The sequence below is a fragment of the Dyadobacter alkalitolerans DSM 23607 genome, assembly GCF_000428845.1.
In the GTDB taxonomy this organism is placed as follows: Bacteria; Bacteroidota; Bacteroidia; order Cytophagales; family Spirosomataceae; genus Dyadobacter; species Dyadobacter alkalitolerans.
In genome coordinates this window covers 1-25,546 of the sequence record NZ_AUAS01000013.1, presented here as the reverse complement: position 1 = coordinate 25,546, position 25,546 = coordinate 1, and the positions used below count along the sequence as shown (strand labels likewise).

25 protein-coding genes are annotated in these 25,546 nt (G+C 46.0%); 8 read left to right on the top strand and 17 right to left on the bottom strand.

Features of this window, described 5'->3' with window-relative positions; translation table 11 throughout:
• Window positions 1-4: 4 nt before the first annotated feature.
• From murD to G395_RS0120210, 8 genes are all read right to left on the bottom strand, one after another.
• Window positions 5-1,357 carry a UDP-N-acetylmuramoyl-L-alanine--D-glutamate ligase gene (gene murD / locus G395_RS0120245; RefSeq protein WP_026631740.1) on the bottom strand — a complete coding sequence of 451 codons (1,353 nt, stop codon included), beginning with the start codon at window positions 1,355-1,357 and terminating at the stop codon, window positions 5-7.
• A gap of 148 nt (window positions 1,358-1,505) precedes the next feature.
• The gene (mscL, locus tag G395_RS0120240; RefSeq protein ID WP_026631739.1) at window positions 1,506-1,838 is read right to left on the bottom strand and encodes a large-conductance mechanosensitive channel protein MscL; all 333 of its coding nucleotides are present in this window, start codon (window positions 1,836-1,838) and stop codon (window positions 1,506-1,508) included.
• Window positions 1,839-2,026: 188 nt separating this feature from the next.
• Complete coding sequence (locus G395_RS0120235) at window positions 2,027-2,629, bottom strand: RNA polymerase sigma factor (RefSeq protein ID WP_026631738.1); 603 nt, start codon at window positions 2,627-2,629, stop codon at window positions 2,027-2,029.
• A gap of 136 nt (window positions 2,630-2,765) precedes the next feature.
• Window positions 2,766-3,602 (bottom strand): translation elongation factor Ts, encoded by an 837-nt coding sequence (gene tsf, locus G395_RS0120230; RefSeq protein ID WP_026631737.1) that lies wholly within the window; start codon window positions 3,600-3,602, stop codon window positions 2,766-2,768.
• A gap of 184 nt (window positions 3,603-3,786) precedes the next feature.
• A complete protein-coding gene (gene rpsB, locus G395_RS0120225) occupies window positions 3,787-4,617 on the bottom strand; it encodes a 30S ribosomal protein S2 (protein WP_026631736.1) in 831 nt (276 codons plus the stop codon).
• Window positions 4,618-4,704: 87 nt separating this feature from the next.
• Complete coding sequence (gene rpsI / locus G395_RS0120220; RefSeq protein ID WP_026631735.1) at window positions 4,705-5,091, bottom strand: 30S ribosomal protein S9; 387 nt, start codon at window positions 5,089-5,091, stop codon at window positions 4,705-4,707.
• A gap of 3 nt (window positions 5,092-5,094) precedes the next feature.
• On the bottom strand, window positions 5,095-5,538 hold the full coding sequence (gene rplM, locus G395_RS0120215; RefSeq protein ID WP_026631734.1) for a 50S ribosomal protein L13: 444 nt from the start codon (window positions 5,536-5,538) through the stop codon (window positions 5,095-5,097).
• Between the two features lie 166 nt (window positions 5,539-5,704).
• A complete protein-coding gene (locus G395_RS0120210) occupies window positions 5,705-6,409 on the bottom strand; it encodes a hypothetical protein (protein WP_035361823.1) in 705 nt (234 codons plus the stop codon).
• Between the two features lie 139 nt (window positions 6,410-6,548).
• Between G395_RS0120210 and G395_RS29865 the strand changes: the two genes are divergently transcribed.
• The 4 genes from G395_RS29865 (at window position 6,549) to G395_RS0120190 (ending at window position 9,855) form a co-directional block, all read left to right on the top strand.
• Window positions 6,549-7,268 carry a 3-keto-disaccharide hydrolase gene (locus tag G395_RS29865; protein WP_035361822.1) on the top strand — a complete coding sequence of 240 codons (720 nt, stop codon included), beginning with the start codon at window positions 6,549-6,551 and terminating at the stop codon, window positions 7,266-7,268.
• A gap of 50 nt (window positions 7,269-7,318) precedes the next feature.
• The gene (locus tag G395_RS0120200; RefSeq protein WP_026631732.1) at window positions 7,319-8,122 is read left to right on the top strand and encodes a Rossmann-like and DUF2520 domain-containing protein; all 804 of its coding nucleotides are present in this window, start codon (window positions 7,319-7,321) and stop codon (window positions 8,120-8,122) included.
• Between the two features lie 65 nt (window positions 8,123-8,187).
• Window positions 8,188-8,709: a KdsC family phosphatase gene (locus tag G395_RS0120195; protein WP_026631731.1), complete on the top strand. Its 522-nt coding sequence runs from the start codon at window positions 8,188-8,190 to the stop codon at window positions 8,707-8,709.
• A gap of 30 nt (window positions 8,710-8,739) precedes the next feature.
• Window positions 8,740-9,855, top strand: coding sequence for an acyltransferase family protein (locus G395_RS0120190; protein WP_026631730.1), 1,116 nt, complete (start codon window positions 8,740-8,742; stop codon window positions 9,853-9,855).
• A gap of 2 nt (window positions 9,856-9,857) precedes the next feature.
• On the opposite strand, the gene G395_RS29860 is transcribed toward G395_RS0120190, so the two are convergent.
• Window positions 9,858-10,610 carry a polysaccharide deacetylase family protein gene (locus G395_RS29860; protein WP_051350273.1) on the bottom strand — a complete coding sequence of 251 codons (753 nt, stop codon included), beginning with the start codon at window positions 10,608-10,610 and terminating at the stop codon, window positions 9,858-9,860.
• A 117-nt stretch (window positions 10,611-10,727) separates the two neighbouring features.
• On the opposite strand from G395_RS29860, the gene G395_RS0120180 reads away from it, so the two are divergent.
• Window positions 10,728-11,951 carry a metallophosphoesterase family protein gene (locus G395_RS0120180; protein ID WP_026631729.1) on the top strand — a complete coding sequence of 408 codons (1,224 nt, stop codon included), beginning with the start codon at window positions 10,728-10,730 and terminating at the stop codon, window positions 11,949-11,951.
• A 67-nt stretch (window positions 11,952-12,018) separates the two neighbouring features.
• Here G395_RS0120180 and G395_RS0120175 read toward each other — a convergent pair whose 3' ends face one another.
• The 5 genes from G395_RS0120175 to G395_RS0120155 form a co-directional block, all read right to left on the bottom strand.
• Complete coding sequence (locus tag G395_RS0120175) at window positions 12,019-12,402, bottom strand: TraR/DksA family transcriptional regulator (protein ID WP_026631728.1); 384 nt, start codon at window positions 12,400-12,402, stop codon at window positions 12,019-12,021.
• Window positions 12,403-12,436: 34 nt separating this feature from the next.
• The gene (locus tag G395_RS0120170) at window positions 12,437-13,417 is read right to left on the bottom strand and encodes a pyruvate dehydrogenase complex E1 component subunit beta (RefSeq protein WP_026631727.1); all 981 of its coding nucleotides are present in this window, start codon (window positions 13,415-13,417) and stop codon (window positions 12,437-12,439) included.
• A 173-nt stretch (window positions 13,418-13,590) separates the two neighbouring features.
• Window positions 13,591-14,466, bottom strand: a complete 876-nt coding sequence (locus G395_RS0120165) for a transglutaminase family protein (RefSeq protein WP_026631726.1) — start codon at window positions 14,464-14,466, stop codon at window positions 13,591-13,593.
• Window positions 14,456-17,011 carry a circularly permuted type 2 ATP-grasp protein gene (locus tag G395_RS0120160; RefSeq protein ID WP_026631725.1) on the bottom strand — a complete coding sequence of 852 codons (2,556 nt, stop codon included), beginning with the start codon at window positions 17,009-17,011 and terminating at the stop codon, window positions 14,456-14,458. The genes G395_RS0120165 and G395_RS0120160 overlap by 11 nt, the downstream gene beginning before the upstream one ends.
• Window positions 17,012-17,041: 30 nt before the next feature.
• Window positions 17,042-20,470, bottom strand: a complete 3,429-nt coding sequence (locus tag G395_RS0120155) for a transglutaminase family protein (RefSeq protein WP_026631724.1) — start codon at window positions 20,468-20,470, stop codon at window positions 17,042-17,044.
• Between the two features lie 312 nt (window positions 20,471-20,782).
• Between G395_RS0120155 and proC the strand changes: the two genes are divergently transcribed.
• Together proC and G395_RS0120140 are read left to right on the top strand one after the other, a co-directional pair.
• Window positions 20,783-21,586 (top strand): pyrroline-5-carboxylate reductase, encoded by an 804-nt coding sequence (gene proC, locus G395_RS0120145; RefSeq protein WP_026631723.1) that lies wholly within the window; start codon window positions 20,783-20,785, stop codon window positions 21,584-21,586.
• 70 nt (window positions 21,587-21,656) lie between these two features.
• Window positions 21,657-22,565, top strand: coding sequence for a DUF1338 domain-containing protein (locus G395_RS0120140; RefSeq protein WP_026631722.1), 909 nt, complete (start codon window positions 21,657-21,659; stop codon window positions 22,563-22,565).
• 1 nt (window position 22,566) lies between these two features.
• Here G395_RS0120140 and G395_RS0120135 read toward each other — a convergent pair whose 3' ends face one another.
• Window positions 22,567-22,866 (bottom strand): hypothetical protein, encoded by a 300-nt coding sequence (locus G395_RS0120135; RefSeq protein ID WP_026631721.1) that lies wholly within the window; start codon window positions 22,864-22,866, stop codon window positions 22,567-22,569.
• A gap of 16 nt (window positions 22,867-22,882) precedes the next feature.
• A complete protein-coding gene (locus G395_RS0120130) occupies window positions 22,883-24,823 on the bottom strand; it encodes an SGNH/GDSL hydrolase family protein (RefSeq protein ID WP_051350271.1) in 1,941 nt (646 codons plus the stop codon).
• Window positions 24,824-24,943: 120 nt separating this feature from the next.
• Between G395_RS0120130 and G395_RS0120125 the strand changes: the two genes are divergently transcribed.
• The gene (locus tag G395_RS0120125; RefSeq protein WP_229204237.1) at window positions 24,944-25,207 is read left to right on the top strand and encodes a hypothetical protein; all 264 of its coding nucleotides are present in this window, start codon (window positions 24,944-24,946) and stop codon (window positions 25,205-25,207) included.
• A gap of 150 nt (window positions 25,208-25,357) precedes the next feature.
• Here the strand turns inward: G395_RS0120125 and G395_RS29855 are convergent.
• Window positions 25,358-25,546 (bottom strand): transposase (locus G395_RS29855; protein WP_035361821.1); only part of this gene is annotated, 189 nt, incomplete at its 5' end.

Sequence of the window (25,546 nt, the reverse complement as noted above, 5' to 3'; positions counted from 1 at the left end):
CTTATTAGTTATTATGAATGGTAAGGTTTCTGACAGCAGCTTTAAATTTTTCACCCCGGTCCTCGTAGTTTTTAAATAAATCAAAACTTGCGCAGGCAGGAGAAAGAAGTACAATATCCCCCGGAATACTCCATTCCTGCGCTTTATTTACCGCATCCTGGACGTCCTGGGTTATGTATATTTGAGGAGTAATTCCGGAAAAGTATTTTTCCAACTTTTCGGAATCTTTACTAAGAACTACTAAACCCTTCACTTTATTACGTACAAGCGTTTCTATCTGGCTATAATCATTGCCTTTGTCCACTCCGCCTGCAATTAAAATGATCGGTTTTTCAAAACTGCCCAATGCGTAAAATACAGAATCAACATTGGTTGCTTTTGAATCATTAATGTAAGTCACACCATCGATAACTTCCACTGATTCAAGCCTATGCGGCGCGTTGGTAAAGGATTTCAAGCCCTCTGAAATCTTCTCGGAACTAATGCCGACAAGCTGCGCAACTGCTATTGCGGACATTGCATTGATTGCATTATGCGGGCCCTTAATGGGTAATTCATCAAAAACCTGTTCAAACGAGCCGTTGGCAACATTTGAAATCAATTTTCCTTCATGCAGAAAAGCGCCTTCCGCAGGTTTATGCGCAAGCGATACTTTTATCTGATGAGAATCAATGTTGCGTTTGGAAAGCTCGGCGGCGATCACTTCGCTGTCTTCAAAAAAGATCAGATGATCTTCCGCAGTCTGATTTTGAACAATGTTGAATTTTGAATTGATATAGTTCTGGAAATCATAGCCATACCGATCTAGGTGATCGGGTGTAATGTTCAGCAGAACGGCGATCTGCGGATGAAAATCCTGGATATTATCTAATTGAAAACTGCTGATTTCCAGCACATAATAGTCAAATTCCTTTTCAGCAACCTGCCATGCAAAACTGTCTCCAATGTTGCCTGCCAGGCCAACATTTATTCCTGCATTTTTCAAAAGGTGATACGTGAGCAGCGTTGTAGTGGTCTTACCATTGCTGCCGGTAATGGCAATTATCCTGGCATCAGTGTAGCGGGAAGCAAACTCGATTTCAGAGATAACAGGAATTCCTTTTTCCTTCAATGCAACGATCAGCGCGGCCGTATCCGGAATGCCGGGACTCTTTATAACGAGGTCACTTTCAAGAACCCTTGACTCTGAATGCATTCCCTGTTCAAACGAAATCTGCTCGCGGTCAAGGACGTCAATGTATTTTTGGTTCAATTGGCCACGATCTGATAAAAACACGTCAAAACCTTTTGATTTGGCAAGGATTGCAGCGCCGGTGCCACTTTCTCCCCCACCCAAAATAACGACCCTTTTTCGCACAAGACTTCTTTTAAACGTTGAACAAACAGCATTGAACACGAAGGTAAATCTTTTCCAGAAAAAAGTTTTGCCTATTGAACTAATAACTCAATAAAAAACGAGGCACATTAAATGCGCCTCGTTTTGCCATTTTTCTATATAAAACCGACTATTCTTTTCTAACCAGTGATTCCGAAATCCTGAGCCTGTTAGCCAGTTTTACGATCATGAAAATCACCCATGCGATGATGATAAACTGGATCAGAATCTGGATGAAATTACCGTATTTAACGGCCACCTCGGGCGTATCGCCCACTGCTTCTTTTAACACAATTTTCAGCTGAGTGAAATCCACTCCGCCGATAATCAGACCCAAAATCGGATTGATAATGTCTTCAACCAGGGAGGTTGTGATCTTTCCAAAAGCAGCACCAATGACCACACCGACGGCCAGATCGAGGACATTTCCCTTTGCAATAAAAATTTTGAACTCCTGGAGCATAACAAGTTGAGGTTAGTTAGAAGATTAAATGAGTATAAAAATCCGATGTTTTAAGCCTGAGCAAACTGCACTTTGCGCCTTTAATCTTTTTCATTAAGCGCGTTGAAAACAAGCTCAAATGCAGAGTCTCAACTCTGGCTCGTAGGAAGAGAAACTGCAACGGTAAGTAATCAATAGATTACCAGAATTCATAACTCTTGCCCGAAATTCACGGCGTATGATATTTCCAGATATATAATTCTCAGCTTTTCGCGGGAGCGTAAGAGCCTCATTTTAACCGCACTTTCTGTTATTTGGGACATTGTTGCAATATGCCGGATGCTCCGGTCATCCATATACTTCATGTAAAGTAAGGCTTTTTCCTCCGCAGGTAATTGGTCGAGCGCTTGTTTTAGTATCTTGGTATCGACCTCCTCGGTGGTAAAAGCGCTGTCCAGATCTATGTGCTCAATGCAGTCCGCATCTTCTGCATGCACAATGATCACTTTCTTTCTGTTGGATCGCATGAGATCCATGCAGTGGTTATACGTAACAGTGTAAAGCCAGGTGGAGAATTTTGCTCCTTTCTTAAAAGTATTCATTTTAAATACCAATTTAAGAAATACGTCGTGGGTAATGTCTTCTGCCTTGGAGGCGTCGCGCGTAAGTGAAAGGCATTTTTTGAATACTTTCAGCACATATCGGTCGTAGAGTTTTTCAAAATATCGGTTTTCCCCGGATTCCAGAAAAAGCTTAACCAATTCCTCGTCTGTTACATTATGCGCTGCATAATTTGCAAGTTTGTCAACCATTTTAATTCAAAATCACTGTATAGCGCGTGTCCAAAAAATTAATGGATTAATTAATTTTTTGTAAATATTAAAAAACAACGCCTGGTATACAAATAGATACCAGGCGTTGTCAATATTATTTTATAAAAAGTGGCTTCTAAGCGCCGATTGACACTCTTTTGAAAGATTTAACCGTTAAGCCCTTAGCGGTTTTCTCTAATAACTGACGGATTGTTAGCGAAGAATCCTTTACGAATTCCTGGTTCAACAAAGTGTTGTCTTTGTAGAACTTTTGCAATTTTCCTTGTGCAATTTTCTCAAGCATTGCTTCTGGCTTACCCTCTGCTCTTGCTTGTTCTTTACCTACTTCGATTTCACGCTCAACAGTTGCAGAATCCACTTCGTCTTTGTCCAAAGCGATAGGCTTCATAGCAGCGATCTGCATAGCAACGTCTTTGCCAAGGTCGCTAACGTCTGTTCCGTTTACGCCTTCGAACGCTACCAGAACGCCCAATTTGCCATTGGAGTGGATATAAGGAACAACTTTGTCAGCTGTTACATTTTCGTAAGCAGTGATTTCAAGTTTCTCTCCCAATTTACCTACCAGATCCACGATGTGCTCGCTAACCGGACGGCCGTCAGGCAATGTAGCGGAAAGCAAAGCGTCTTTGTCAGCAATGTTGTCTGCTACGGCTTTGTCCAAAATGCTTTGTGCAAGGTTTTTGAAATCTTCAACATTAGAAACCGGCTCAGTCTCGCAAGCAAAGGCGATCAATTTACCATTTGTTCCGTCAGCGCTGATCTGTACAACCACTGTTCCTTCTGAAACTGCATTATCAGCACGTTTCGCTGCTACTTTTTGTCCTTGCTTACGAAGAATATCAACGGCTTTGTCAAAATCGCCATCAGCTTCCTGAAGTGCTTTTTTACAATCCATCATGCCCGCGCCGGTCATTTGGCGGAGTTTGTTTACATCTTGTGCGGTAATTGCCATGATCTATTTTTAATATTGGTTATTACTGATTTGAAAGGAAACGGCTGTTAATGCTGTGTTAGAAAACGATTAACAAATCATCATCCGGTAGAATTTTAAAAAACTGTAGCCCATAGCAATAGGCTATGGGCTACTTTATCTGTTCAGACAGGAAAGGTCAGAAACCTATTCCGTATCGCCCTGATTACTCTTCATCACTTTCAGCAACACTTGTCTCCGCAGGAGCTTCGGCGCGAGGAGCTGCTGCTGCAGTTTCCTCATTGCCTTTATCAACCTGACGTTTCGCTTCTTCTTCCTCTACCAGGCGCTGATCGTCTTTATCTTGTTTGCGTTCCATCAAACCTTCTTCGATTGCTTTTCCGATCGCCAAAGTGATCAATGAAATTGCTTTGTAAGCATCGTCATTGCTTGGGATTGGGAAGTCAACCAGTTCTGGGTTTGAGTTGGTGTCGCAGATTGCAAAAATGGGGATGTTCAATCTTTTTGCTTCTGAAACTGCAATGTGCTCGCGTTTTACATCAACGATGAAAAGGGCAGCAGGAAGACGTGTTAAGTCAGCTACACCACCTAACACTCTTTCCAATTTATCCTTTTCACGTGTAAGCATCAGGCGTTCTCTCTTCGCTATATTGCTAACCGTGGTTTCGTCTTTTAGCATCTTCTCAAGAGTCTGCATTTTTTTCAAAGACTTGCGAATTGTGCCGAAGTTTGTAAGCATACCACCCAACCAGCGATCAGTTACGTAAGGCATTTTAAGGCGTTTCGCCTCTTCCGTTACGATTTCCTGCGCTTGTTTTTTAGTAGCAACAAACATGATCTTACGTCCTGAACGAACGATTTGCTTCAACGCAGCCTCAGCGTCGTTGATGCAGCTCAATGTTTTGTTCAGGTCAATGATGTGGATCCCGTTCTTCTCCATGAAGATGTATGGAGCCATACGTGGATCCCACTTGCGGGTAAGGTGACCAAAGTGTACACCTGCATCCAATAGTTCTTTATATTCTATTTGTGCCATTACAGATTAATGTTTTGAAAAAATGTCTTAATAAATTACGCAGCACAGCACATCGGGCACGATAAGTACTGTCTGGACATTTGAATATTAACGTTTCGAGAACTGGAATCTCTTACGAGCCTTAGCGCGACCGTATTTCTTACGTTCAACCATACGAGGGTCACGGGTAAGGAATCCTTCTTTTTTCAACGCGCCACGGAATTCTCCGTTGTATTCGCAAAGTGCGCGGGAAACAGCCATACGGATTGCTTCCGCCTGTCCTGAAATTCCACCGCCTCTTACATTTACTTTAAGATCATAACCATTGCCTCCGCTGATCACAGCAAAAGGTTGCTGAAGAACAATCTGGTGAACTTCAAATGGAAAGTATTCTTTGTAATCGCGACCGTTTACTTTGATATCTCCTTTACCGGGCGTCATATAAATACGGGCCACGGCTGTTTTTCTTCTACCTATTGTGTTGATAACTTCCATGAATTACAACTGGATTTCTTTTGGTTGCTGAGCGCTGTGCGGGTGTGTTGCATCAGCATAAACAAACAGATTTGTGAATAAACGACGTCCCAAACGGTTCTTTGGAAGCATGCCTCTTACGGCTTTCTCGATTACACGACCTGGGTGTTTTTCGAGCAACTCACGAGGAGTTTGAAAACGCTGACCTCCTGGGTAACCTGTATGACGAACATAAATTTTGTCGGTCATTTTCTTACCTGTCAACTTGATTTTATCGGCGTTGATAATGATAACATTATCACCACAGTCCACATGAGGAGTGTAATTTGCCTTGTGCTTGCCTCTGATAATTTTCGCAACCTCACTAGCCAAACGGCCTAAAATTGCATCCTGAGCATCCACAACAACCCACTCCTTGTTCACTGTGTTTTTGTTCGCCGAGATGGTTTTGTAGCTTAACGTATCCACGATTAACAAAAATTTTAATTGATTTTCAATAAATTACACTGTAACAAGACAGTCCCATCGCAAAATGGGAGTGCAAATATAGAGTTTAACAAATTGAATAACAAGTATGTTTGTGAAATTTCACCTGGCTGCGGGGAATCAACGCCTGTTTCAGGTTGTAGGGCGCTTAATGTTGCAACGGGAAACTCAGCGCCGCATACGGCATGCCATAGTTTTGTGAAACGCGGCGCTGCTTGTTGTCCAGGAACACCTTGCGGTCATCTGCATTGTGTGTGCGATACGCAATGTGCCCATAGAGATATCCGATTTTAAGGCCAATTCCCCTGGTCAGATAAATGCGTGCGTATGCTTCGGACTGCCCGTTGTAGTTTTCCAAAAACAAGGGAGCCGCGTTGAAAATTACCGGAGAGGTCGATAACCATTGATTGAAATGAGGCGCGCCGGTGCCTGGCGTGGCTGTCGTTTTTTCATAAAAAGCCCTCCTTTTTGATCCAAAAGAAGCTCCTATAACGTCGGTATTAACGCCAAGATCAATTTTCCAGAATCGCAGGTTTGCCCCAACCACAAAGCTTAACCCATTGGCAGATACTTTTCTGTATTCCAGGTAATCCTGCGGAGAGCCGGTTTTTGTATATAAATTGGTCCGGTTGGCATAATAACCCCATGCTCTTATCCCCAGCCCAAGCCGGAACCATGGAACACGGTTCAGACCTATCTGCTCATAATACAATACAGAGGGTGCCCAAGATCTATCATCGCTGAAACCGGTACCGACGTCAATAACCGCACTGAGCTGTGATTGGCCTTGGCCATAAACCTGAACTGTGCCGAGGGCTGCTGTAATCGCTGCGAAAAAGCAGAAAACCTTCATTCTAAACATTTTAATTAAATTTTTAGTGTGAGAAATTATTTTAAACAAATCAACCTGGATTCAAATATAGTTTACAGCATTTGAAGAATTGCGATATTGCACCTTTCCGATCCTAAACCTTAAACGTAAAATTATTAACATGAAAAACACTTCTCCCAAACATTTAGCAATGACATTGCTGGCTTTCGCGCTGTCGCTTCACATGAGCCTTGCTCAGAATGCGGAAAACCTATCATTCCGGCCGCTCTTTAACGGCAAAAACCTGGACGGGTGGATTGATGTAAACACCTCCAAAGACACATGGAAGGTAAAAAACGGTACGCTCATTTGTTCCGGCAAGCCCATAGGCGTGATGCGATCTGACAAGCAGTATGAAAATTTTATCCTGGAAGTGGAATGGAAACATATGGAAGCGGGCGGCAATTCGGGCATTTTCGTATGGAGCGAAGGCACGCCCCAGGAGCATGATCCGCTTACCAAGGCCATTGAGGTCCAAATGCTGGAACTGGATTACGCGCCCCAGCACAATGCGACAGAAGATTACGTGCACGGCGAGCTGTTCCCGACCATGGGTATGACAGCCATTCCGGATAACCCCCGCGGAATCAGAAGCAAATCCCTCGAAAAGCGCTGTAAAGGCAAAGGCGAGTGGAATAAATATGTAGTGGTGTGCGTAGACGGGACTGTGAAGCTTTCTGTTAATGGCAAGTTTGTCAATGGTTTGCGGAACTCTGAAAGAAAACGCGGCTACATTTGTCTGGAAGCGGAAGGCGCTGAAATCCATTTCCGTAACATGCGCATTATGGAATTGCCCGATGGCATTACCAGCGCAGCACAAACCGCCCCACTCGTCAACTGATTGTGAAATTAACTTTATGCCATATCTTAGGCGGATATAACGTTTTGTGAATGAAAATCTCTTTCGTTGGTTCCGGAAACGTGGCCTGGCACCTTGCCCAGGCCTTTGAAGATGCCGGGCACTGGATTTGTGAAGTATATAGCCGCGACACCCAGAAAGCCCGTCAACTGGCTTCCTACCTGTATGATACCAACATTCAGCCGGACCTTAATTTTGCTGAGAGTGAAGCTGATCTCATCGTGATAGCCGTTTCCGATGATGCTCTGGAAAGTGTGATCGAACGCATCGTGCTCCCCGAAGGCGTAATGCTGGTCCACACCTCAGGAACCAGATCACTAGCAGAATTCCAGAACCTGGTCGAGATTTACAGCGACGTATATGTGCATACCGGTGTTTTTTACCCGCTTCAAACCTTCACAAAAGGATTGGAAATGAATTACAAAGAACTTCCATTTTGCATTGAATCAAAAAACGAACTGATTGAGAATAAGCTCATTCAATTGGCGCAGAGCGTGAGTGACAATGTAAGCCGCATGGATTCCGATGAGCGTTTTATCCTGCATGTGGCAGCCGTATTTGCCAGCAACTTTACCAATTATCTCCTCACTGTTTCCCAAAATATGCTCGAAAGCGAACAGCTGAATTTTGATTTACTAAAACCCCTTATCCAAACCACCATCCACAAAGCATTACTTTCCAATGATCCTTCGCTGGGCCAGACCGGCCCGGCAAGGCGGGGCGACTGGAAAACGACCAACCGGCATTTGGAATATTTGCAGGAAACCAATGAGGATTGGACTGAGATTTACAGGCTGCTGACGGATAAAATCAGGAACTTCTACATTTCAAAATAATAGGAACCCGTGCTGTCTCCTGAAAAGTTAGGCTATATTTGCGGGATTCATTATTCGGATTTTTCATGAATGCAGCATTAATAGACCGCTTTAAACGCATTACAACCTTTATTTTCGACATCGACGGCGTCATGACAGATGGCAGCGTGATTGCGCTCGAAAGCGGAGAACAGCCTCGGAGTTTTAATGTAAAAGACGGTTACGGCATCAATCGTGCGATTAAGATGGGTTACCGGGTGGCTATTATTTCTGCACAAAATCAAATGGGTGTTCGCAAACGGCTTGAATATCTGGGCATAAGTGACATTTTCATCGGCACTTCACCTGACGGTAAATTGCCCATTTTCAAAAAATATCTCGCAGAAACCAATCTCACCGAAGACGAAATCGTTTTCATGGGCGACGATCTGCCCGACTACGAAGTGATGCGGACCAATGTGCTGAGCGCTTGCCCGGCAGATTCGGTGGATGAAATCCTCGCATTATCCGACTATATATCTCCTAAAAACGGCGGTCACGGCGCAGTACGCGACCTGATCGAACAAGTAATGAAGGCTCAGGGCAAATGGATGGCTTGGTTTCAATAATCTTCAAAAGCAGAAATCAGGCTTAACTAAGTGGAAAAAAAGCGTTACTTCCCAAATCTCAACGGAATCCGGTGCATTGCGGCCATGCTGGTTGTTTTTCATCATTTGGAGCAGGCCAAACATGCTTTGGGGATTGCCAATGTTTACGAGCTCCCCATTATTCAGCACGCCGGTAGGCTTGGCGTCGGTCTTTTCTTCGTGCTTAGCGGCTTTTTGATCACTTATTTATTATTGGAAGAACGCGGGCGTTTTGGTGATGTGGATGCTAAAAAGTTCTACTTGCGACGGGTCTTCCGGATCTGGCCCATTTACTTCCTCATTATAGGCCTCTCTTTTTTCGTTTTCCCGCACATTGAGTTGCTAAGTTTTCCCGGGACCGACGAGAAAATCACCATTCACGCCGCCGAGCGGTTAACATTACTGCTTTTGGTTTTGCCAAATTTCGCTTTCGTGCTGTATGATTTGCCTTACTGGTGCGCTCAAACGTGGTCCATCGGTGTAGAGGAGCAGTTTTACTATCTGTGGCCCTGGCTGATCAAATATCCAAAAAAGCGCATTCCGATCATTCTCCTTTTCCTGGGCATTACGGCCGCAATCCTGTTCATTGGCTTGCATTATGTGAATGTCGGCGAAGAAACAAAAAGCACGATGATCTCAACTTTTCTGGGCCAATTCCGGATCCAGACGATGGCTTTGGGTGGGTTGTGCGCCTGGCTGGTTTACAAGCAAAAAATGAACGTCCTGCAAGTGGTTTTCAGAAAAGATCTTCAAATTGTCGTTTATACGCTGCTAATCGCCCTGTTTCTCTCCGGAATCCATTTTTACGGTTTCCTTGAAGTGTACGCTCTTTTCTTTGCCTTTTTTATTCTGAATGTTTCCTGTAATCCAAATACGATAGTCAATCTGAACAATGATGTGATGAATCATTTGGGTAAAATCAGTTATGGACTTTACTTATATCACGTAGCTGTGATTGTGTTCATTATCAATGTTTTGAACAAATATCTACCCAACTGGACCGGCACGTCTTACCATGTTGGCTTGTATGTGTTGACTTTCGTAGGATCGGTTGCAGTGGCATCGCTTTCCTACTCTTACTTCGAAAAACCGTTGCTGGCCTACAAAGACAAGCGCTTCGGAAGATAATATCATTTCATATCGGCCAACTCCGACATGGTGTAGAATTTCAAATTTTGGCTGGCCGCTTCCTTCAATATTTTTTCGAGAAACGGCACATGAAAGCCGTATTCACCATTTTGCGGCTTTCCGTACAAAGGCTCGTGTCCGAATAACATTAAAGCCTTGTTATCATTTTTTGCTTTTTCCAGCGCTTCTTTCATTTCCGGGTCGGTTAATCCGGAGTCTTCATCGATTAATAGCGCATCCACAATGCGTTCATTATCAAAATTATAGTAAATCCAGGGCATTAGTCGTGGCGCCAGGGCATACATTTGAAAACCCATTATTTTCCTTCTTGATATAGCCACATCGCGTAAGATCTTGAAACCGCTGGCTAGTAACACGGAGTCGACCTGGTCATTATGGTTCCCGCCGGGATGCGCGTAGGAAGTGGGTTTAAAGCCTGCTTTGGCCATATGTGCAAGGCCGGGTGTCAGTTCTATATTTTTATAATTATCCGGTCCTGTCGCAATCAATTCTGTTGATTTACCATGAATTGTGCCGTGAAAACCGATCTCATGACCGTCGGCTTGCAATGTTTTTAGTTTAGAAATTTCGTCGGCTGTCAGGCTGTGGGGACAGGTTATGAAAAAAGTGACTTTCGCATTGTATTTCCGGAACATTGGCCGCAATGCAAACCACTCGTTGATAAAATGATCGTCGAAGGAAATTGCTACACCCGCTTTTTCATGCGTTTCAGCGTCTTGCCGACAATGCGTCATGCTGATTCCGACACATAGAAAAATGCATTTTAGGAAGCAATGACGCAGGAATGTTGCAGTTGAATATTTCAATTCTTACCGGATGAAATGTTATTTTCGCTAAATTAATCACACAAAATGAAAATCCTCCACACCGCCGACTGGCACATTGGTAAAAAGCTCGACAATTATTCCAGGCTCGAAGAACAACGGCTCGTGCTGGCAGAAATTTGTAAGATCGCCGAAGCCGAGCAGGTCGATGCAGTTGTCGTAGCAGGAGATTTGTTTGATAATTTCAATCCCTCTTCGGAAGCCACAGAGCTATTATACAGCACATTACACCGCCTTTCCGCCAACGGAAGCCGCGCCGTAATCGCCATTGCAGGCAACCACGATTCCCCTGAACGCATTCAGGTTCCGGATGCACTGGCGAAAGTCTGCGGGATCATTTTTGTTGGTTTTCCAAATACCGAAATCTCGCAATTCTGCACGCAGGCGAAGGTTGACATTCTGCGGACTACGAAAGGATTTGTGGAAATAGAGCTTCCTAATGTCAGTTTCCCGTTAAGAATTCTGCACACGCCTTATGCAAACGAGCAGCGTTTGAAGACTTTTTTGGGTGTAGAAGATTCCGAAGAAGCGCTGCGTGTCCATTTGCAGCAACATTGGCAGGAACTGGCAGACAAGTATCTGGATGATGCGGGCTTCAATTTACTTATTACCCATTTGTTTGTCATGAAAAAAGGCGAGCCGATGCCCGAAGAGCCTGAGGAAGAACGCCCTATCCTGCACATTGGTGGCGCACAAGCCATTTACACTGAAAATTTTCCCAACAAAGTTCATTACATTGCATTGGGACACTTGCACCGCTACCAGGTTATTGATAAAACACCAGCGCCAGCCATTTATTCCAGCAGCCCGCTCGCATACAGCTTTTCGGAAGCGAACCAAACCAAATATGTGGTCCTGATAGAAGCCGAAGCCGGAAAACTCGTTTCCTGCCGCCCGATCGAGCTCACCAAAGGCAAAAAACTACGCAGAAAAAGCTTCAACGACATTGATAAAGCCATCGAATGGCTCGGCGAGCACAACGAAGACCTCATCGAACTCACCATCGTTTCCGACAATTACTTGGAAGCCACCGACAAAAAACGCCTGAACGAAGCCCATCCCGGCATCATCCAGATCATCCCCCAAATCAAAAAAAGCGAGCTAGCAACCACCACTTCCGAAATCGACCTTTCCCTAAGCATGGAAAAGCTCTTCCAGGAATACTTTAAAACCAAAAACAAAGGCCAGGAACCATCGGAGGGTTTGATGGCGGTTTTTAGGGAGGTTTTAGGGACTGAGGAGGAAAACTAACAAACAAAAAAAGCGACAAGCGATCCGCAGATCACTTGTCGCTCACAATAAATTTCAGAAGCCTGAATTAGCTCGCTCTTCTCAGTTTTGCTTCGATGGTTTGCTGGGTATGAGGAACGATTCTCAGTCTTTCCTTAGGAATCAGCTTGCCGGTGTCGATGCAGATGCCATAGGTGCCGTTTTTGATGCGGACCAGGGCGTTTTCAAGCTGGATCGAGTATTTCTGTAATCTGGCAGCCAACTGGCTCAGGTTCTCACGTTCGCTGGCATCGGCGCCGTCTTCCACAAGCTTGGCTGAACCAGCAGTGATTTCTGTACCACTGTCGTTCTTCTTACTTAAACCTCCCTTGATATAATTAAGCTCACTCATGGTCGCTTCGAGTTTTCCGCGAATGAGTTCTTCAAATTCCCTCAACTCTTCCTCCGAATATCTTGTGCGTTCTTCTTGCATAACGAGAAATGGCTTTGTCTTTTTCTTTAACTTCTTATTTGTAAAGCACCGACTTTACTGCTTCCACCACACGCTTAACGCTAGGCAGGATTTCTTCAATCAATGTTGGTGCGTATGGAAGCGGCACATCTCGGTTGGTTACGCGGATAACTGGTGCATCCATGTAATCAAATGCATGACGCTGAATGTGATAAGTGATCTCTGTTGAGATAGACGCAAGCGGCCAGGCCTCTTCCACAACCACACAGCGGTTTGTTTTCTTAACAGATTCGATTACAGCAGGATAGTCGATAGGACGAACTGTTCTCAAATCAACCACTTCCACGTCAATGCCTTCTTTTTCCAATTGCAAAACGGCTGGCATCACAACGCGGGGGATCATTTTACCAAAAGAAACAATGGTAACATCCTTGCCCTGACGTTTCACATCTGCTTTGCCCAGCGGAATCAGATATTCTTCCTCCGGAACCTGCATTTTATCACCGTACATTACTTCCGATTCCATGAAGATCACCGGGTTGTTGTCGCGGATAGACGATTTCAAAAGTCCTTTCGCATCGTATGGGTTCGAAGGAACCACCACTTTCAGACCAGGCGTGTTGGCAAACCAGTTTTCAAAGTTCTGCGAATGCTGCGCTCCCAACTGTCCTGCGTTACCGGTTGGTCCGCGGAAAACGATCGGGCAGCCATACTGGCCGGCAGACATGGAAAGAATTTTCGCTGCGCTGTTGATGATCTGGTCGATCGCAACAAGAGAGAAGTTGAAAGTCATAAATTCAACGATCGGGCGAAGTCCGTTTCCGGCAGCTCCTACTGCGATCCCGGCAAAGCCAAGCTCAGCAATAGGCGTATCGATCACGCGCTCGGGACCGAATTCGTCCAACATTCCCTGACTTGCTTTATAGGCGCCGTTGTATTCTGCAACTTCCTCTCCCATTAAAAAAATACTCTTGTCAAGGCGCATCTCTTCCGACATGGCGTCGCGAATGGCATCTCTGAATGCTAATTCTTTCATTCGTAATTTTATAATTATTTAATTCTTAGAAGAAACCATTGCCAATCCATGCGATGTGTAGGATTTTAAACTGCTCGGTTACATTAAAAGACGTTTTGTATACTTATTTCAAAATGATCTGGTAAAATTAGAGAAACGAGGCCAATTCTCAAATTCTTTATATTAACTATTCTTCACACCGGAATCACATCCACTTCTACTTTCAGCGTGTGTTTTCCATAACTGAAAATGATGCCCTTCAATGGCGGCACGTCGCTGTAATCGCGGCCCCAGGCAGTGACAATGTGCCGTTCACCGGGAACAATGTTATTCGTCGGGTCAAAATCGCACCAGCCGAAGTCGGGAATGTACACCGAGATCCAGGCATGCGACGCATCCGAGCCTTGTAATTTCTGCTTTCCGGGCGGCGGCAGCGTTTCCAGATAGCCGCTCACATAGCGCGCCGCGAAGCCAAAACTCCGGATGCAGGCAATGGCCAGATGCGAAAAATCCTGGCAAACACCTTTTTTAGCTGCAATAACATCCTTAATAGGCGTGTGTACGGTTGTAAAATCCGGGACGAAATCGAATTCATGGAAAATTTTAGCGCAAAGCGCTTCCACACAAGCATATAGCGGCACTCCTTCCTGAAAACAATCTTTCGCAAAATTCAGCACCTCGTGGTCCCATTTGATCATCGGGCTCGGCAGCATGTATTCCAGCAGCGAAATCTTCAATGCCCGGTCGCGCAGAAGTTGCTGTCGGGCTGCTTCGCAGGAAATTTCGGAGGGCAAAAACAAAGAGCCCGTTTCCTCGGTAAGCCGTTCCACCATGGCCGTTGTGAGCACGGTAAGGGTTTTGTGCGGCGAATGCAGGGAAAAATAATGCGTTGTATTTCCGTAAAAATCCTTCCGGTCGATGATCTGCGAAGGTTCGGGGGAAATTTTAATGTCAAAATTCTGGCACAGCTGATTCGGCAGCGAGCGCGGCGCGAGGCACACCAGACTATGGTAATTATTGACCGCCTCCGCGTATTTATATTCCGTCTTATGGATCAGCTTATATTTCATCCGTATCGTAATCCATCGGATCGTAAAATGAATGATGCATGAAAGTGTGGCTGAAATACATGTTCGTCAGGTTCACCGAAACGGAGCTGATGAGCTTGGATACTTCCGAAAGGAGGTTGAACAATTCCCGTCTTTCCAATCCCACATTACATTTGCTCAAATCGCTCACATCAGCCAGCTTGACCATTGTAGCCGCCTTCAAAACGAATTTCTGCGCTTCATTAAGCCTCTCGCTCCGGGTCGTGACGGGCAGCTTGCTAATGTTGTTTTTCAGCTCATCGAGCATATAAACCAGCGAGTAAGGCAATGTTTTTTCCAACAAAACCATATCCAGCATCGCTTCCACGCTCAAATGTGACTTATAGATCTGCCTGTAATTCACCAGCAAATGATGGTTGATCAATGTCGCCTCGATCAGCTCATTTTCAACGCCAGGCGTGTTTTTTACACCAAAATTAGATTGGATAACACTGATCCGCGACAGGATGCGCTCGATCAGCTTGCCTGTTTCGAGGAGCAAAAAGCTGTTGTCGCGCGGCATACTTTCTGCGATCACGCCCAAAAACGTGAACATATTATTGAACAATCCATCCAGAGTCTTCTGAATGTTATTGTTATGCATCGACGACGCATTGCGGATCTCATGATAACCATTATCGATCAGATCCACGATCCGCCAGATCTCCTGGTCCCACTGGTTCCGCACCGCTCCAACAGCATTCAGAAACGCGCCGATATTGGCCGCAATGGTGCCGGGACGGCTGGTGTTGGAAATCAGGTCAATGATCTCAGTATAAGGATCTGACATTAAATCCTCCTCTTCCAGAAAACCCGGATAAGTGGAAGACAAATGTGTGAGTGACTGCAGCAGGATCTTAATGTGCTCCTGCTTGGCCGAGCCGCCGAAATTCCTGTCCAGGTTAAGCACATTGATCGTAATGTTCATAAACTTGATCACCGCCATCGTCCGCTCGCAATAACGCCCGATCCAGAACAGGTTTTCCGCGCTGCGGCTGGGGAGCGAGACGTGCTTGTTAACCGAGATCGGTGAAGTCAGAACGATCTTTTCCTGAATGTCTTCCGTTTTGTCCGACACAATCCAGGTGTCTTTCGACAACCCGCCGTATTGATTTGAAATCACAAAACGGTCCTTCACCGGTGAGCTCCGCGTCAGTCCGCCTTGCATGACGTGGTAGCCACTCTCATCGGCCACCATAAATGCCCTTAATGCAGCATAACGCGGCTCAATGTTGCCATTGATCAGCGACGGCGTTGTGGATAAGCTCACTTCCTGCTGGGCGATAAACTCGTGCGGCCGCTGAATGATCATTTTTTTCAGCTCGTCTTTCTCTGCAAAAGTCAGCAGTCTCCCGTAAATCGACCTGAATTTTGTTTTGCGATTTGCTTTCTTAATGATCAGCTCATCCATATGTTCCAGTACGTAATTGAGCTCTTTCACATGCCCGCACCACCAGGTGGCCACGGAGGGCATAATCAGTTTTTCACCTAAAAAATAATTGGAAATATTGCCCATAAAGGCATGAAACGCATGATTCTCCAAAACACTCGTCCCAGGCGGGTTCAAAACCTGCACATTACCAAGCCTGATGGCCTGCAACAATCCGGGAACGCCCAAACGGGAATCTTCACGCAGTTCAAGCGGATCGCACCAGTCGTCGTCGATACGACGGATGATCACGTCCACTTTTTGCAAACCATCAATGGATTTCAGCCAGACACTGCCATTCCGCACCAGCAGATCATCACCTTGCGCAAGCGTGTAACCCAGATAGGAAGCCAGATAAGCGTGCTCGAAATAGGCTTCGTTATTTGGCCCCGGCGTGAGATAAACAATGTTCGGCGCGTCTTTTCTTTTATCCGATAATTTTAAAACTGTGTTTTGCAGACTGTTAAAATAAGGCGACAGCTTGCTAACATACATTCCCTCAGCCAATTCAGGAAGCAGCTTGCTCATTACCACACGGTTTTCCAATGTATAACCCGACCCTGAAGGAGCCTGCGTGCGGTTGTCCACAATCCACATCTGCCCATCGGGACCGCGCGACATATCGGCCGCGTACATGGTCAGCTGATTATTGCCCGGCACTTTTATGTCGATGCACGGGCGGAAAAAGCCGGTGTTGTCAAAAACGAGTTCTGCCGGGATAATGCCGTCTTTCACCAGCTTTCTGGGCCCGTAAAGGTCTTTCAGGATCAGATCCATCAGGATTGCGCGCTGCTGCAAGCCTTTGGCAATGCCGTTCCATTCTTTTTGTTCAATTAAAAAAGGGATAGGGTCCAGCTGCCAGGGACGGTTGAGGCCGTCGGGCGTGCCGTACACATTATAAGTCACCCCGTTTTCCCGGAGCTTGCTGATGATTTCCTGGTTCCGGATTTTCAGTTCATCCATGCCCAGCCTTTCCAGCTGCGAAAAAAGTGCTTTCCAGTACGGCTTTACATTCCCGTTCCGATCCAGCACTTCGTCGTAAGAAGTGAGTCCGTTTTGATAGGATTGTAAAAGATCCACAGGAGCCTCGGTAAGCATAATGTAGTAAGTAGGGTTTGTACTGAAAACCTATTTTGATTTCCAGTATTTACGTAAATCCAGCGTATTAGGATACTCCGGATTGATTAATTCGATCGGCGTATCGCTCTTCATTTCTTTTTTCGTCTCAGCAATAAACCGTGACACCGCACCCGTCGATTTTTCCAATATAGGCACTTCCTGCTTGGCAGATGGCGTATGCCCAAAACCCTGGAATAAGCTTATTTTGCGTGATTCTGCTTCAAAACTGTTCACCGGATAAGTGTCAAAAGCGCGGCCTCCCGGATGCGAAACAAAGTAAGTGCAACCGCCCAATATACGGTTATTCCAGGTATCCACAATGTCAAAAACCAGCGGCGCATCCGCCCCGATGGTCGGGTGCAATGCCGATGGCGGGTTCCAGGCCTTGTATCGAATTCCCGAAACAAACTCGCCCTTAATTCCCGAACTGCGCAGCGGAACACGGCAGCCGTTGCAAACCAGAATGTGCCTTCCTTCTACAAATCCGCTCACTTTCACCTGCAAGCGTTCCAGCGAAGAGTCCACAAAACGGGCGGTGCCGCTGTTGGACAATTCTTCTCCCAAGACGTGCCAGGGCTCGATGCCCAGTCGCAGATCGAGCTGAATGTTGTCCACCGTAATACCGCCATAATGTGGAAAACGGAACTCAAAGAATGGGTCAAACCAGGAAATGTCAAAGTTATAGCCCGCATCTTTCAAATCCTTCACCACATCCACCATGTCCAGATACGCGAAATGCGGCAACAGGAAGCGGTCATGCAGTTCCGTTCCCCAGCGGATGAGCTTGTGCTTATATGGGTTTTTCCAAAACTTCGCAATCAATGCCCTTACAAGCAGCGTTTGCACCAGGTTCATGTGCTTGTGCGGCGGCATATCAAATGCCCGGAATTCCAGAATCCCAAGTTGCCCCGTTGCGGAATCCGGCGAATAAAGCTTATCCATGCAGAACTCCGAACGGTGCGTATTGCCCGTAATGTCCACCAGCAAGTTCCTGAAAATGCGGTCGACCATCCAGAATGGCACTTCTTCTCCTTCGGGAATTTGCTCAAATGCAATTTCGACTTCATAAAGCTTCTCATCCCGGCCTTCGTCAATGCGCGGCGCCTGGCTTGTAGGGCCAATGAATGGTCCGGCAAATAGATAACTTAATGCAGGGTGATGCTGCCAGTAAGTCAGCAAGCTCCTCAGCAGATCGGGGCGGCGCAGAATGGGGCTGTCGGCAGGTTTGGCGCCGCCAATGGTCACGTGGTTACCGCCGCCGGTTCCGGTGTGACGCCCGTCAACCATGAATTTATCCGTGCCTAATCTTGAAAAGAATGCTTCTTCATACAGCGCACTCACATTATCAACCAGTTCCTGCCAGTTTTTTGCCGGGTGAATGTTCACTTCAATCACCCCCGGATCGGGCGTAACAATCAGTTTTTGAACCCTTGCATCCGTTGGCGCAGCATAGCCTTCGATCCGGACGGGCATTTTCAGCTTTTCGGCCGTGGCTTCTATGGACGCCATCAGGTCCAGATAATGTTCGAGATAATCTGTCGGCGGCAGATATACATAAATGATTCCCTCCCGCTCTTCTACGCAAAGCGCCGTTTTAATGATTGGAAGCTCAAAAAGCAGCTTATCCTCGGTCTCTTTCTCGGTTAATGTCTTTTTTCCATCATCCTCCTCCTCTTCAAAAATTGCATTCACCGGCAGCTCATAAGGAGGCGCCACCGACCCATAACGTGACTCAACAACCGGCTTGAAATCGATCAGCGTCGGCAAATCTTCAAACGGACTGCGCTCCACCGGCTGCTCGCGATGTGCTTTGGCAACTTCTGGCAAGGATTTCAGCGGCAAACGGAAACCGATTGCCGAATTTCCGGGAACAAGGAAACAATGGTCGCGTTTAAACTGCCAAGCTGAGCTAGACCAATGCTGTCCTTTCTCATTCCATTTAATAGGTAAAACAAAGCCAGCAGGATTGTTAAGGCCTTTTTCGAGCAATTTGGCCAGTGTCCGTCTTTCAATAGAATCTTTGAGATTCACTTTCAAAGGATCCACATTCACAGGCAATTTGCCCTCTTCCATCGCCCAGTAAATCGGGTCCTCGTAAGCCGGCGTAATGTTGTTGGTGTCTAAACCAAGATATTTTGTGAGTTCTGTTGTGAAGATTTCAGCTTCACGGAATGTGTATTTGGTCTGGCCTTCTTTGGTTACCAGCTCATCATTGCGCCACATTGGAACGCCGTCATTGCGCCAGTAAAGCGCATATTGCCATCTCGGAAAAGGCTCGCCGGGATACCACTTGCCCTGACCGAAATGCAGCAATCCGCCATGCGCAAAGCGCTTTTTAAGCCTTAATGAAAGGTCATAGGCCAATTGTCTTTTCAATGGTCCGTCCGCAGCCGTGTTCCATTCTGGCGATTCGAAGTCGTCGATCGAAATGAATGTTGGCTCGCCGCCCATCGTCAGGCGCACGTCACCTTCCTGCAAATCCTTTTCCACATCGTGCCCCACCTGCATCACCGCCGCCCATTGTTCCTCTGTATAAGGCTTGGTAACGCGGGGATCTTCGTGGATCCGAAAAACTTTGTTATCAAATTCAAAGGTCACTTCGCAAACGTCCGTCGCGCCAGAAACCGGCGCAGCGCTGGCATAATCGGGCGTGCAGCAAAGCGGAATGTGGCCTTCGCTCGCAAAAAGTCCGGAAGTCGGGTCGAGGCCGATCCAGCCAGCACCTGGCACATAAGCCTCCGTCCACGCGTGCAGATCCGTAAAATCTTCTTCCGGGCCGCTCGGACCGTCCAGTGACTTGATGTCCGAAGTCAGCTGCACCAGATAACCCGAAACGAAACGCGACGCAATGCCCAAATGTCTCAGAATCTGGACCAGTAACCAAGCCGAATCCCGGCAGGAGCCGCTTTTAATGTTTAATGTTTCTTCGCAAGTCTGGACGCCCACTTCCATGCGAATGTTATAGTGTATAGCGTTGTAAATCTGCTGATTAAGGTAGACCAGAAAATCTACGATCTTGATATCACGGTTCACTTTCGCCTTCTCAACCCATTCCATCAGCGCCGGACCCGCCTCTCTGGGTTCGAGATAAGGGCCAAGTTCCTTTTTTAATGTCGGCTCATAAGCAAACGGATACATTTCCGCGTATTCTTCCACAAAAAAATCAAACGGATTGATCACCTGCATTTTGGCGATCACTTCCACTTCCACGCTTAATTCAGTCGTTTTTTCAGGAAAAACAACCCGCGCCTGATAGTTGCCGAAGGGATCCTGCTGCCAGTTGATGAAATGATTTTCTGGGGTGATTTTTAATGAATAACCTTCAATGGCTGTCCTAGAATGCGGGGCGGGGCGAAGTCGGAAAATGTGCGGTGAAAGGGAAACGCTCCGGTCAAACTGGTATTTGGTTTTATGAGAAATAGCAACTTTTATAGCCATAATTGAAGTATTGCAATAGTGTTAGGTTAATTCGGCTCGTGAGAATGTATGTGCTTGTAAAAAAATGTATTATATCAATTTTTCAAAATATTAAGCAGGATAAAAATACATATGCAGAATATTATATTTCCTCCACTGTGTATTTCGAAATTCCTGATTTAAGCGCTGCAATAACGGCATATGTTTTCTAACATGCCTCACGCGGGATTCATTCCGCCGGAAATTTTCGCTATTTGTTTTTCCAAAGCCGATAATTGTATAAAAGTTACGTAATTCGCTCAAAACCTTTTAATACAAATACATTATCCTTCAATGAAAATTGCAATCATCGGCTGCGGCAATATGGGAATGGCCTTCGCCCGCGCGTTCCTGAAATTTGATCTGGTAAAAAAGGAAGATTTTCTCCTGGTTGAGAAAAGCGAAGACCGTATGGAAAGCCTCAACAGCTTCCAGCCGGGCGTCATTACCGGCATCATTGGTCCGCAGATCGGTGAATATGATCTTATTATTTTGTCTGTTAAACCGCAGGATTTTACTTCCGTTTCCGCGTCTCTGCGCGATGTTGTGAAGCCCAATCAGGTTGTCCTTTCTATTATGGCGGGTGTAACCATTGAAATTATACAAAATGCACTCGACCATAAAGCGGTGATCCGCGCCATGCCCAACACGCCTGCCATGCTTGGAATGGGCATTACGGCCTATTCTGCGTCGCCGGAAGTAGACATTAATCAACTAAGAAAAATCGAAAACTTGATCAATGCGACGGGGCGTTCGGTGTTTTTGGAAGATGAAGACCAATTGAATGCGGTTACGGCATTGAGCGGCAGCGGACCAGCTTATTTCTTTTATGTGGTAAAAGCAATGATCGAAGCAGGCAAGCAAATGGGCTTTGAAGAGTCTGTGGCTGCATTATTGGTAAAACAAACCATGCTGGGATCTTTTCATTTGATCAACACCGCAGATAAATCGCTGGACGAGCTGATCAAAGCCGTCGCCTCCAAAGGCGGCACCACAGAAGCAGCATTAAGGCAATTCGAAGCCGGAAAACTGGACGAGACCTTGAAGAATGGCATCATAGCAGCACAAGTAAGGTCAACCGAATTGTCAAAAGGCTAATTACAAAGCGAATTTTCTTGCTAATTACATCATAGGCTGCACGTTAACACAACATTAAAACACTTACACTATGAGCGCAACACACAGACTTGAAACACTGGACATTGTACTAAATGGCCTGATGCGACGCTACAAAGAGCGCGTTCCTGACGTGGGTGTAATCCTGAACGCCATGGTCGCAGATGGCGTTGTGACCAGCGCAGATAACATTGAAAATGACCACATTGCCTTCCGCACTATGGGCGTTGCCAACCTCGGTGTGCAATCATTTGAGAAGATCTTCCTGCATTACGGATACGAAAAGCGCGATCATTATTTTTTCGAAGGCAAAAAGCTCGATGCATGGTGGTACAGCCCGCCCAGAGAAACTGATCCACGGATTTTCGTAAGTGAATTGCGAGTAAATGACCTGTCCAAAGAAAGCCAGCGCATTATAAAAAGTTACACCGATGAAGTTACCAGCGATCCGGTTGACGCATTGGATCTGGACAATGGCGCAGAAGTCGACGCATTTCTGCACAAACCTTTGTGGCGCACGCCGACGGTGGCAGATTACAAATCCCTTTTGCTGGAAAGCGAGTATGCCGCGTGGGTAATTTACAATCGTTATTATCTCAACCACTTCACGATCAGCGTGCATAATCTGCCGGAAGGTTACAACACCGTGGCAGCATTTAATGAGTTTTTGGAAAAGAATGGCATTCGCTTAAACACTTCGGGAGGAAAAATAAAGATCAGCCCAGACGGCGGCCTGCTACAAAGTGCCACCATTGCCGAAATGATCAACGCCAAATTCGCCAACAACGAACACCTGGAAATTTCCGGCTCCTACGTAGAATTTGCCGAAAGAAAAGCCCTCCCCCAATTCCAAAACATCCCCCCAGCCGAAATCACCAGAAAACACCGCCGAGACGGCTTCGAAGCCGCCAACGCCGATAAGATTTTCGAAAGTACGTACACGACCCAGACTGGTAAGTGAGTTAATCCACCAGAACCGAATATTGAAGCAGCACATCCGGGCAGAAATCTAGCGGTGCAGGGATTAGTTTGCCATCACAGTCGACCATTTCGGCGATGTTTTCCCAGTAGATTGTTTTTCCGTCGGTTTTTGCCCTGCGGAATTGGTTTTCGTTCAAGACTTTGAAATAAACGCTTTGCTCTTTTTGAAAATATTCGGAAAGGAACGAGCCAAAATCGGTTGCCCGTACCCTATCATCGCTCCATAAAGCTGTGATAACGAATGGCTCAATCGATAATATTTTTTTTACCCTCGGATTCATTATTGCAAAGTTACCATCATTCATTCACTAAAAAATAAACAATCCGGCAAGCATTTCCTGTGCTTCTTTCATTCTTATCCCCAGCGATGGTCAGGTGGACTTTGTGTTTGCCGCTTTTTAGTTCGTCGTTTAGCATGAGATACCAGGGCAGGTGGAGTTGGTTGCTCCATGGGGTGAAGGTTTCGAGGGTTTTGGGTGGGTTATTGTCGATGGTGTAGGTGATTTTTCCGGCGTCGGGGCCGGAAATGATGGCTATGCCGATGCCGCGGCCTTTGAATTCGAAGTCGAGGGAGGCGTTGGGTTGTTCGCCTACGAGCATGGGGACGTTGACAAAGCCTGGGCGGGTGGGCGTTTTGTCCGCTGGTTTCCAGTCGGGGACGAGCGTGAATCCTGCCAGATTTTTGGCTTCGGCGACTTCGTGGTAACTTCCTTTTTCGTAGGAAAATTTGTCGAGAGGCGCGGGCAGTTTGATGGCGTTTGTCGAGGCGCTGCTGTCGGTTTTGATCAGTTCTTTGATGGTTTGGAAATACACTTCCTGGCCATAGGGCGAAGGATGGAGGTCTCTGAAATCGTATTTCCACGAAAATTCCCCAGCGGTGATACGGTCGTAGACTTCCCTGGCGAGATTAATGTAAGCTGTGCCGTAATGTTTGGCAATGCGCTCATGAACAGCCACTTCTATGGGCTCCTTCCCTTTTTCATATTCCGCATTCTTTGTAGGCTCAGCGAAGGCCATCAATACAACATTAGCATTCGGATTTACCGCATATAAATGCCTTAAAATCCCTTCCAAGCCTCTTACCTGCGCTTTTTCGCTGAAACCATTGCCCCGATCATTCACGGCCGATTCCAGGAAGAGCAAATCGGGCGTGCCTTTTGCCAGCACGTCGCGCTCGAAGCGAAACGCGTGCGGCGTGCTCCCTAGCGACGGAATACCTGCCGCAATAAAGGTAAAGTCGGTGTCCGGAAAATGTTCTTGAAGATATTGAGCCGTTTTATCACGCCAGCCAGGGTTGTGCGTGATGGATCCGCCCAGAAATGCAACCGTGCCCTTTTTCTCTTTTCTGAATTTTTCCAAGGCATTCCCCAAACCCTTATTCACCTGAATATAAGGCTTATGCGACAATGGCTTTTGCACTGGAACACTGTGCTGCTCAATGAAATTCGCAAAATATTCGGGATGCTCGATGGGAAAATGATGCCCTTCCATTTCCTGCTCGCCGCGTGTCATCGGATAAACGCTGATGAGACCGCCAAGCTGCATGTAATTTTTGACCAATAAATCACTGTTCTCCTCCGCCGGCACATGCTTGTCATTTAATCCGATAACATGAATTATAGGCACTTTGAAAGCCGCCAAACCCGCCAGATCATTCAAAGGAATGTCTGTAAATTTTGCGGCTTCCTCTTCCGAAAGATTAAAAAGTTTCAGCCATGCAGCCCAGTCCTTTTCCGATCCCGGCCCTTTTCCCTTCCCTCCCGGCCAGCTTTTCGGATCACAAACAGGCGCTTCGGCGTAAATGCAGCTTACTTTGTCAGGATTTCGCTTGGCCCAGCCGTACACATACAAGCCTCCCCGGCTTACGCCTTCGAGCGCGACTTTGGGTGCAAACTGTTTTTGGTTTACCAAATAATCATAAAAAGCATCCCAAACCTCCATGGCTTTGGGATGGGCAAACATGTCGTTGGTGTTGATATAAGCAATGTGAAAGCCGCGAGACAGCAGAATACTATCCATCTCGGTATGCCAGGTGGGGAAATGTGCGCGCCACACCCAGGGGTTTCCGGCCGCGGCCTTCTGCGGTTTCACATACCAGGCATTCCTGTTCTCAAAAGTGAATTCCACCTTCGCAAATCCCTTCCAGGATGATGTCTTTTCAGTGGACTGAGCCTGGATAACCTGTCCAGACGTCACAAAAAGCACGAAATATATAAATGCTAAATTTCTCTTAATCATGGCAAACAAAGGAAAATGAAGACCGGATTTACCGGTAAATTTTCCGTATTGGTATGATATTTTAAGTGTTACAGCAAACTATAAACAAGACTTATGGATAAGATCGAGAAATATAAGACTATGGAGAAAGTCCTTCGTGAAATCGAGGATTTGAAAAACAGTGAGACTGCGGTGATCAAAAAAATAGGTCAGATCGAGACGGAGAACATGAATTTGAATGTTCAAGGTTTGGATAAAACATTAAATGAAATCTACGATGGTATTTATAAAAACCTTGAACTCGTAGAAGGTCTTCATACCTCTTTCACAGAATCGGTTTCTGACTTCAAAGAGAAGAATAATATAACTGATGAGATGTTACTTGAATTTAGCGAGAACAATTAATTCGTTGCTAATCAATGAAAAGAGGGTGTCTCATTTCAAAATGGGGCACCCTCTTTCGTTTCTGGTTTTTGTAACTGAGAATTAAGATTCAAAATCCGCCGTTAAAAGCTAGCTTACTGGATTTGCCAGGTAGGCGCGTAAACAGCCCTCCTAGGCCGCCCTTTTCCTGATATTCTGGGCTAGTGCGATCAATCCCCACTCTATTTCGACCTTTTGTTTGCCGCGGAGCATAAACTTGCGGAAGCCGTGGTTATGTTTAATGTTGCCAAAGACGGGTTCTACGTCATAGCACCGCTTCTTTCGTTTGACAATGCCTTCCTCACTTTTTAGCAGCTCGTC

Bases quoted from the DNA above. Each gene is read 5' to 3' on its own strand.
- mscL (WP_026631739.1), bottom strand. From the start codon at position 1,838: ATGCTCCAGGAGTTCAAAATTTTTATTGCAAAGGGAAATGTCCTCGAT.
- G395_RS0120235 (WP_026631738.1), bottom strand. From the start codon at position 2,629: ATGGTTGACAAACTTGCAAATTATGCAGCGCATAATGTAACAGACGAG.
- tsf (WP_026631737.1), bottom strand. From the start codon at position 3,602: ATGGCAATTACCGCACAAGATGTAAACAAACTCCGCCAAATGACCGGC.
- rpsB (WP_026631736.1), bottom strand. From the start codon at position 4,617: ATGGCACAAATAGAATATAAAGAACTATTGGATGCAGGTGTACACTTT.
- rpsI (WP_026631735.1), bottom strand. From the start codon at position 5,091: ATGGAAGTTATCAACACAATAGGTAGAAGAAAAACAGCCGTGGCCCGT.
- G395_RS0120210 (WP_035361823.1), bottom strand. From the start codon at position 6,409: ATGAAGGTTTTCTGCTTTTTCGCAGCGATTACAGCAGCCCTCGGCACA.
- G395_RS29865 (WP_035361822.1), top strand. From the start codon at position 6,549: ATGAAAAACACTTCTCCCAAACATTTAGCAATGACATTGCTGGCTTTC.
- G395_RS0120200 (WP_026631732.1), top strand. From the start codon at position 7,319: ATGAAAATCTCTTTCGTTGGTTCCGGAAACGTGGCCTGGCACCTTGCC.
- G395_RS0120195 (WP_026631731.1), top strand. From the start codon at position 8,188: ATGAATGCAGCATTAATAGACCGCTTTAAACGCATTACAACCTTTATT.
- G395_RS29860 (WP_051350273.1), bottom strand. From the start codon at position 10,610: ATGACGCATTGTCGGCAAGACGCTGAAACGCATGAAAAAGCGGGTGTA.
- G395_RS0120180 (WP_026631729.1), top strand. From the start codon at position 10,728: ATGAAAATCCTCCACACCGCCGACTGGCACATTGGTAAAAAGCTCGAC.
- G395_RS0120175 (WP_026631728.1), bottom strand. From the start codon at position 12,402: ATGCAAGAAGAACGCACAAGATATTCGGAGGAAGAGTTGAGGGAATTT.
- G395_RS0120170 (WP_026631727.1), bottom strand. From the start codon at position 13,417: ATGAAAGAATTAGCATTCAGAGATGCCATTCGCGACGCCATGTCGGAA.
- G395_RS0120165 (WP_026631726.1), bottom strand. From the start codon at position 14,466: ATGAAATATAAGCTGATCCATAAGACGGAATATAAATACGCGGAGGCG.
- G395_RS0120160 (WP_026631725.1), bottom strand. From the start codon at position 17,011: ATGCTTACCGAGGCTCCTGTGGATCTTTTACAATCCTATCAAAACGGA.
- G395_RS0120155 (WP_026631724.1), bottom strand. From the start codon at position 20,470: ATGGCTATAAAAGTTGCTATTTCTCATAAAACCAAATACCAGTTTGAC.
- proC (WP_026631723.1), top strand. From the start codon at position 20,783: ATGAAAATTGCAATCATCGGCTGCGGCAATATGGGAATGGCCTTCGCC.
- G395_RS0120140 (WP_026631722.1), top strand. From the start codon at position 21,657: ATGAGCGCAACACACAGACTTGAAACACTGGACATTGTACTAAATGGC.
- G395_RS0120135 (WP_026631721.1), bottom strand. From the start codon at position 22,866: ATGAATCCGAGGGTAAAAAAAATATTATCGATTGAGCCATTCGTTATC.
- G395_RS0120130 (WP_051350271.1), bottom strand. From the start codon at position 24,823: ATGATTAAGAGAAATTTAGCATTTATATATTTCGTGCTTTTTGTGACG.
- G395_RS0120125 (WP_229204237.1), top strand. From the start codon at position 24,944: ATGGAGAAAGTCCTTCGTGAAATCGAGGATTTGAAAAACAGTGAGACT.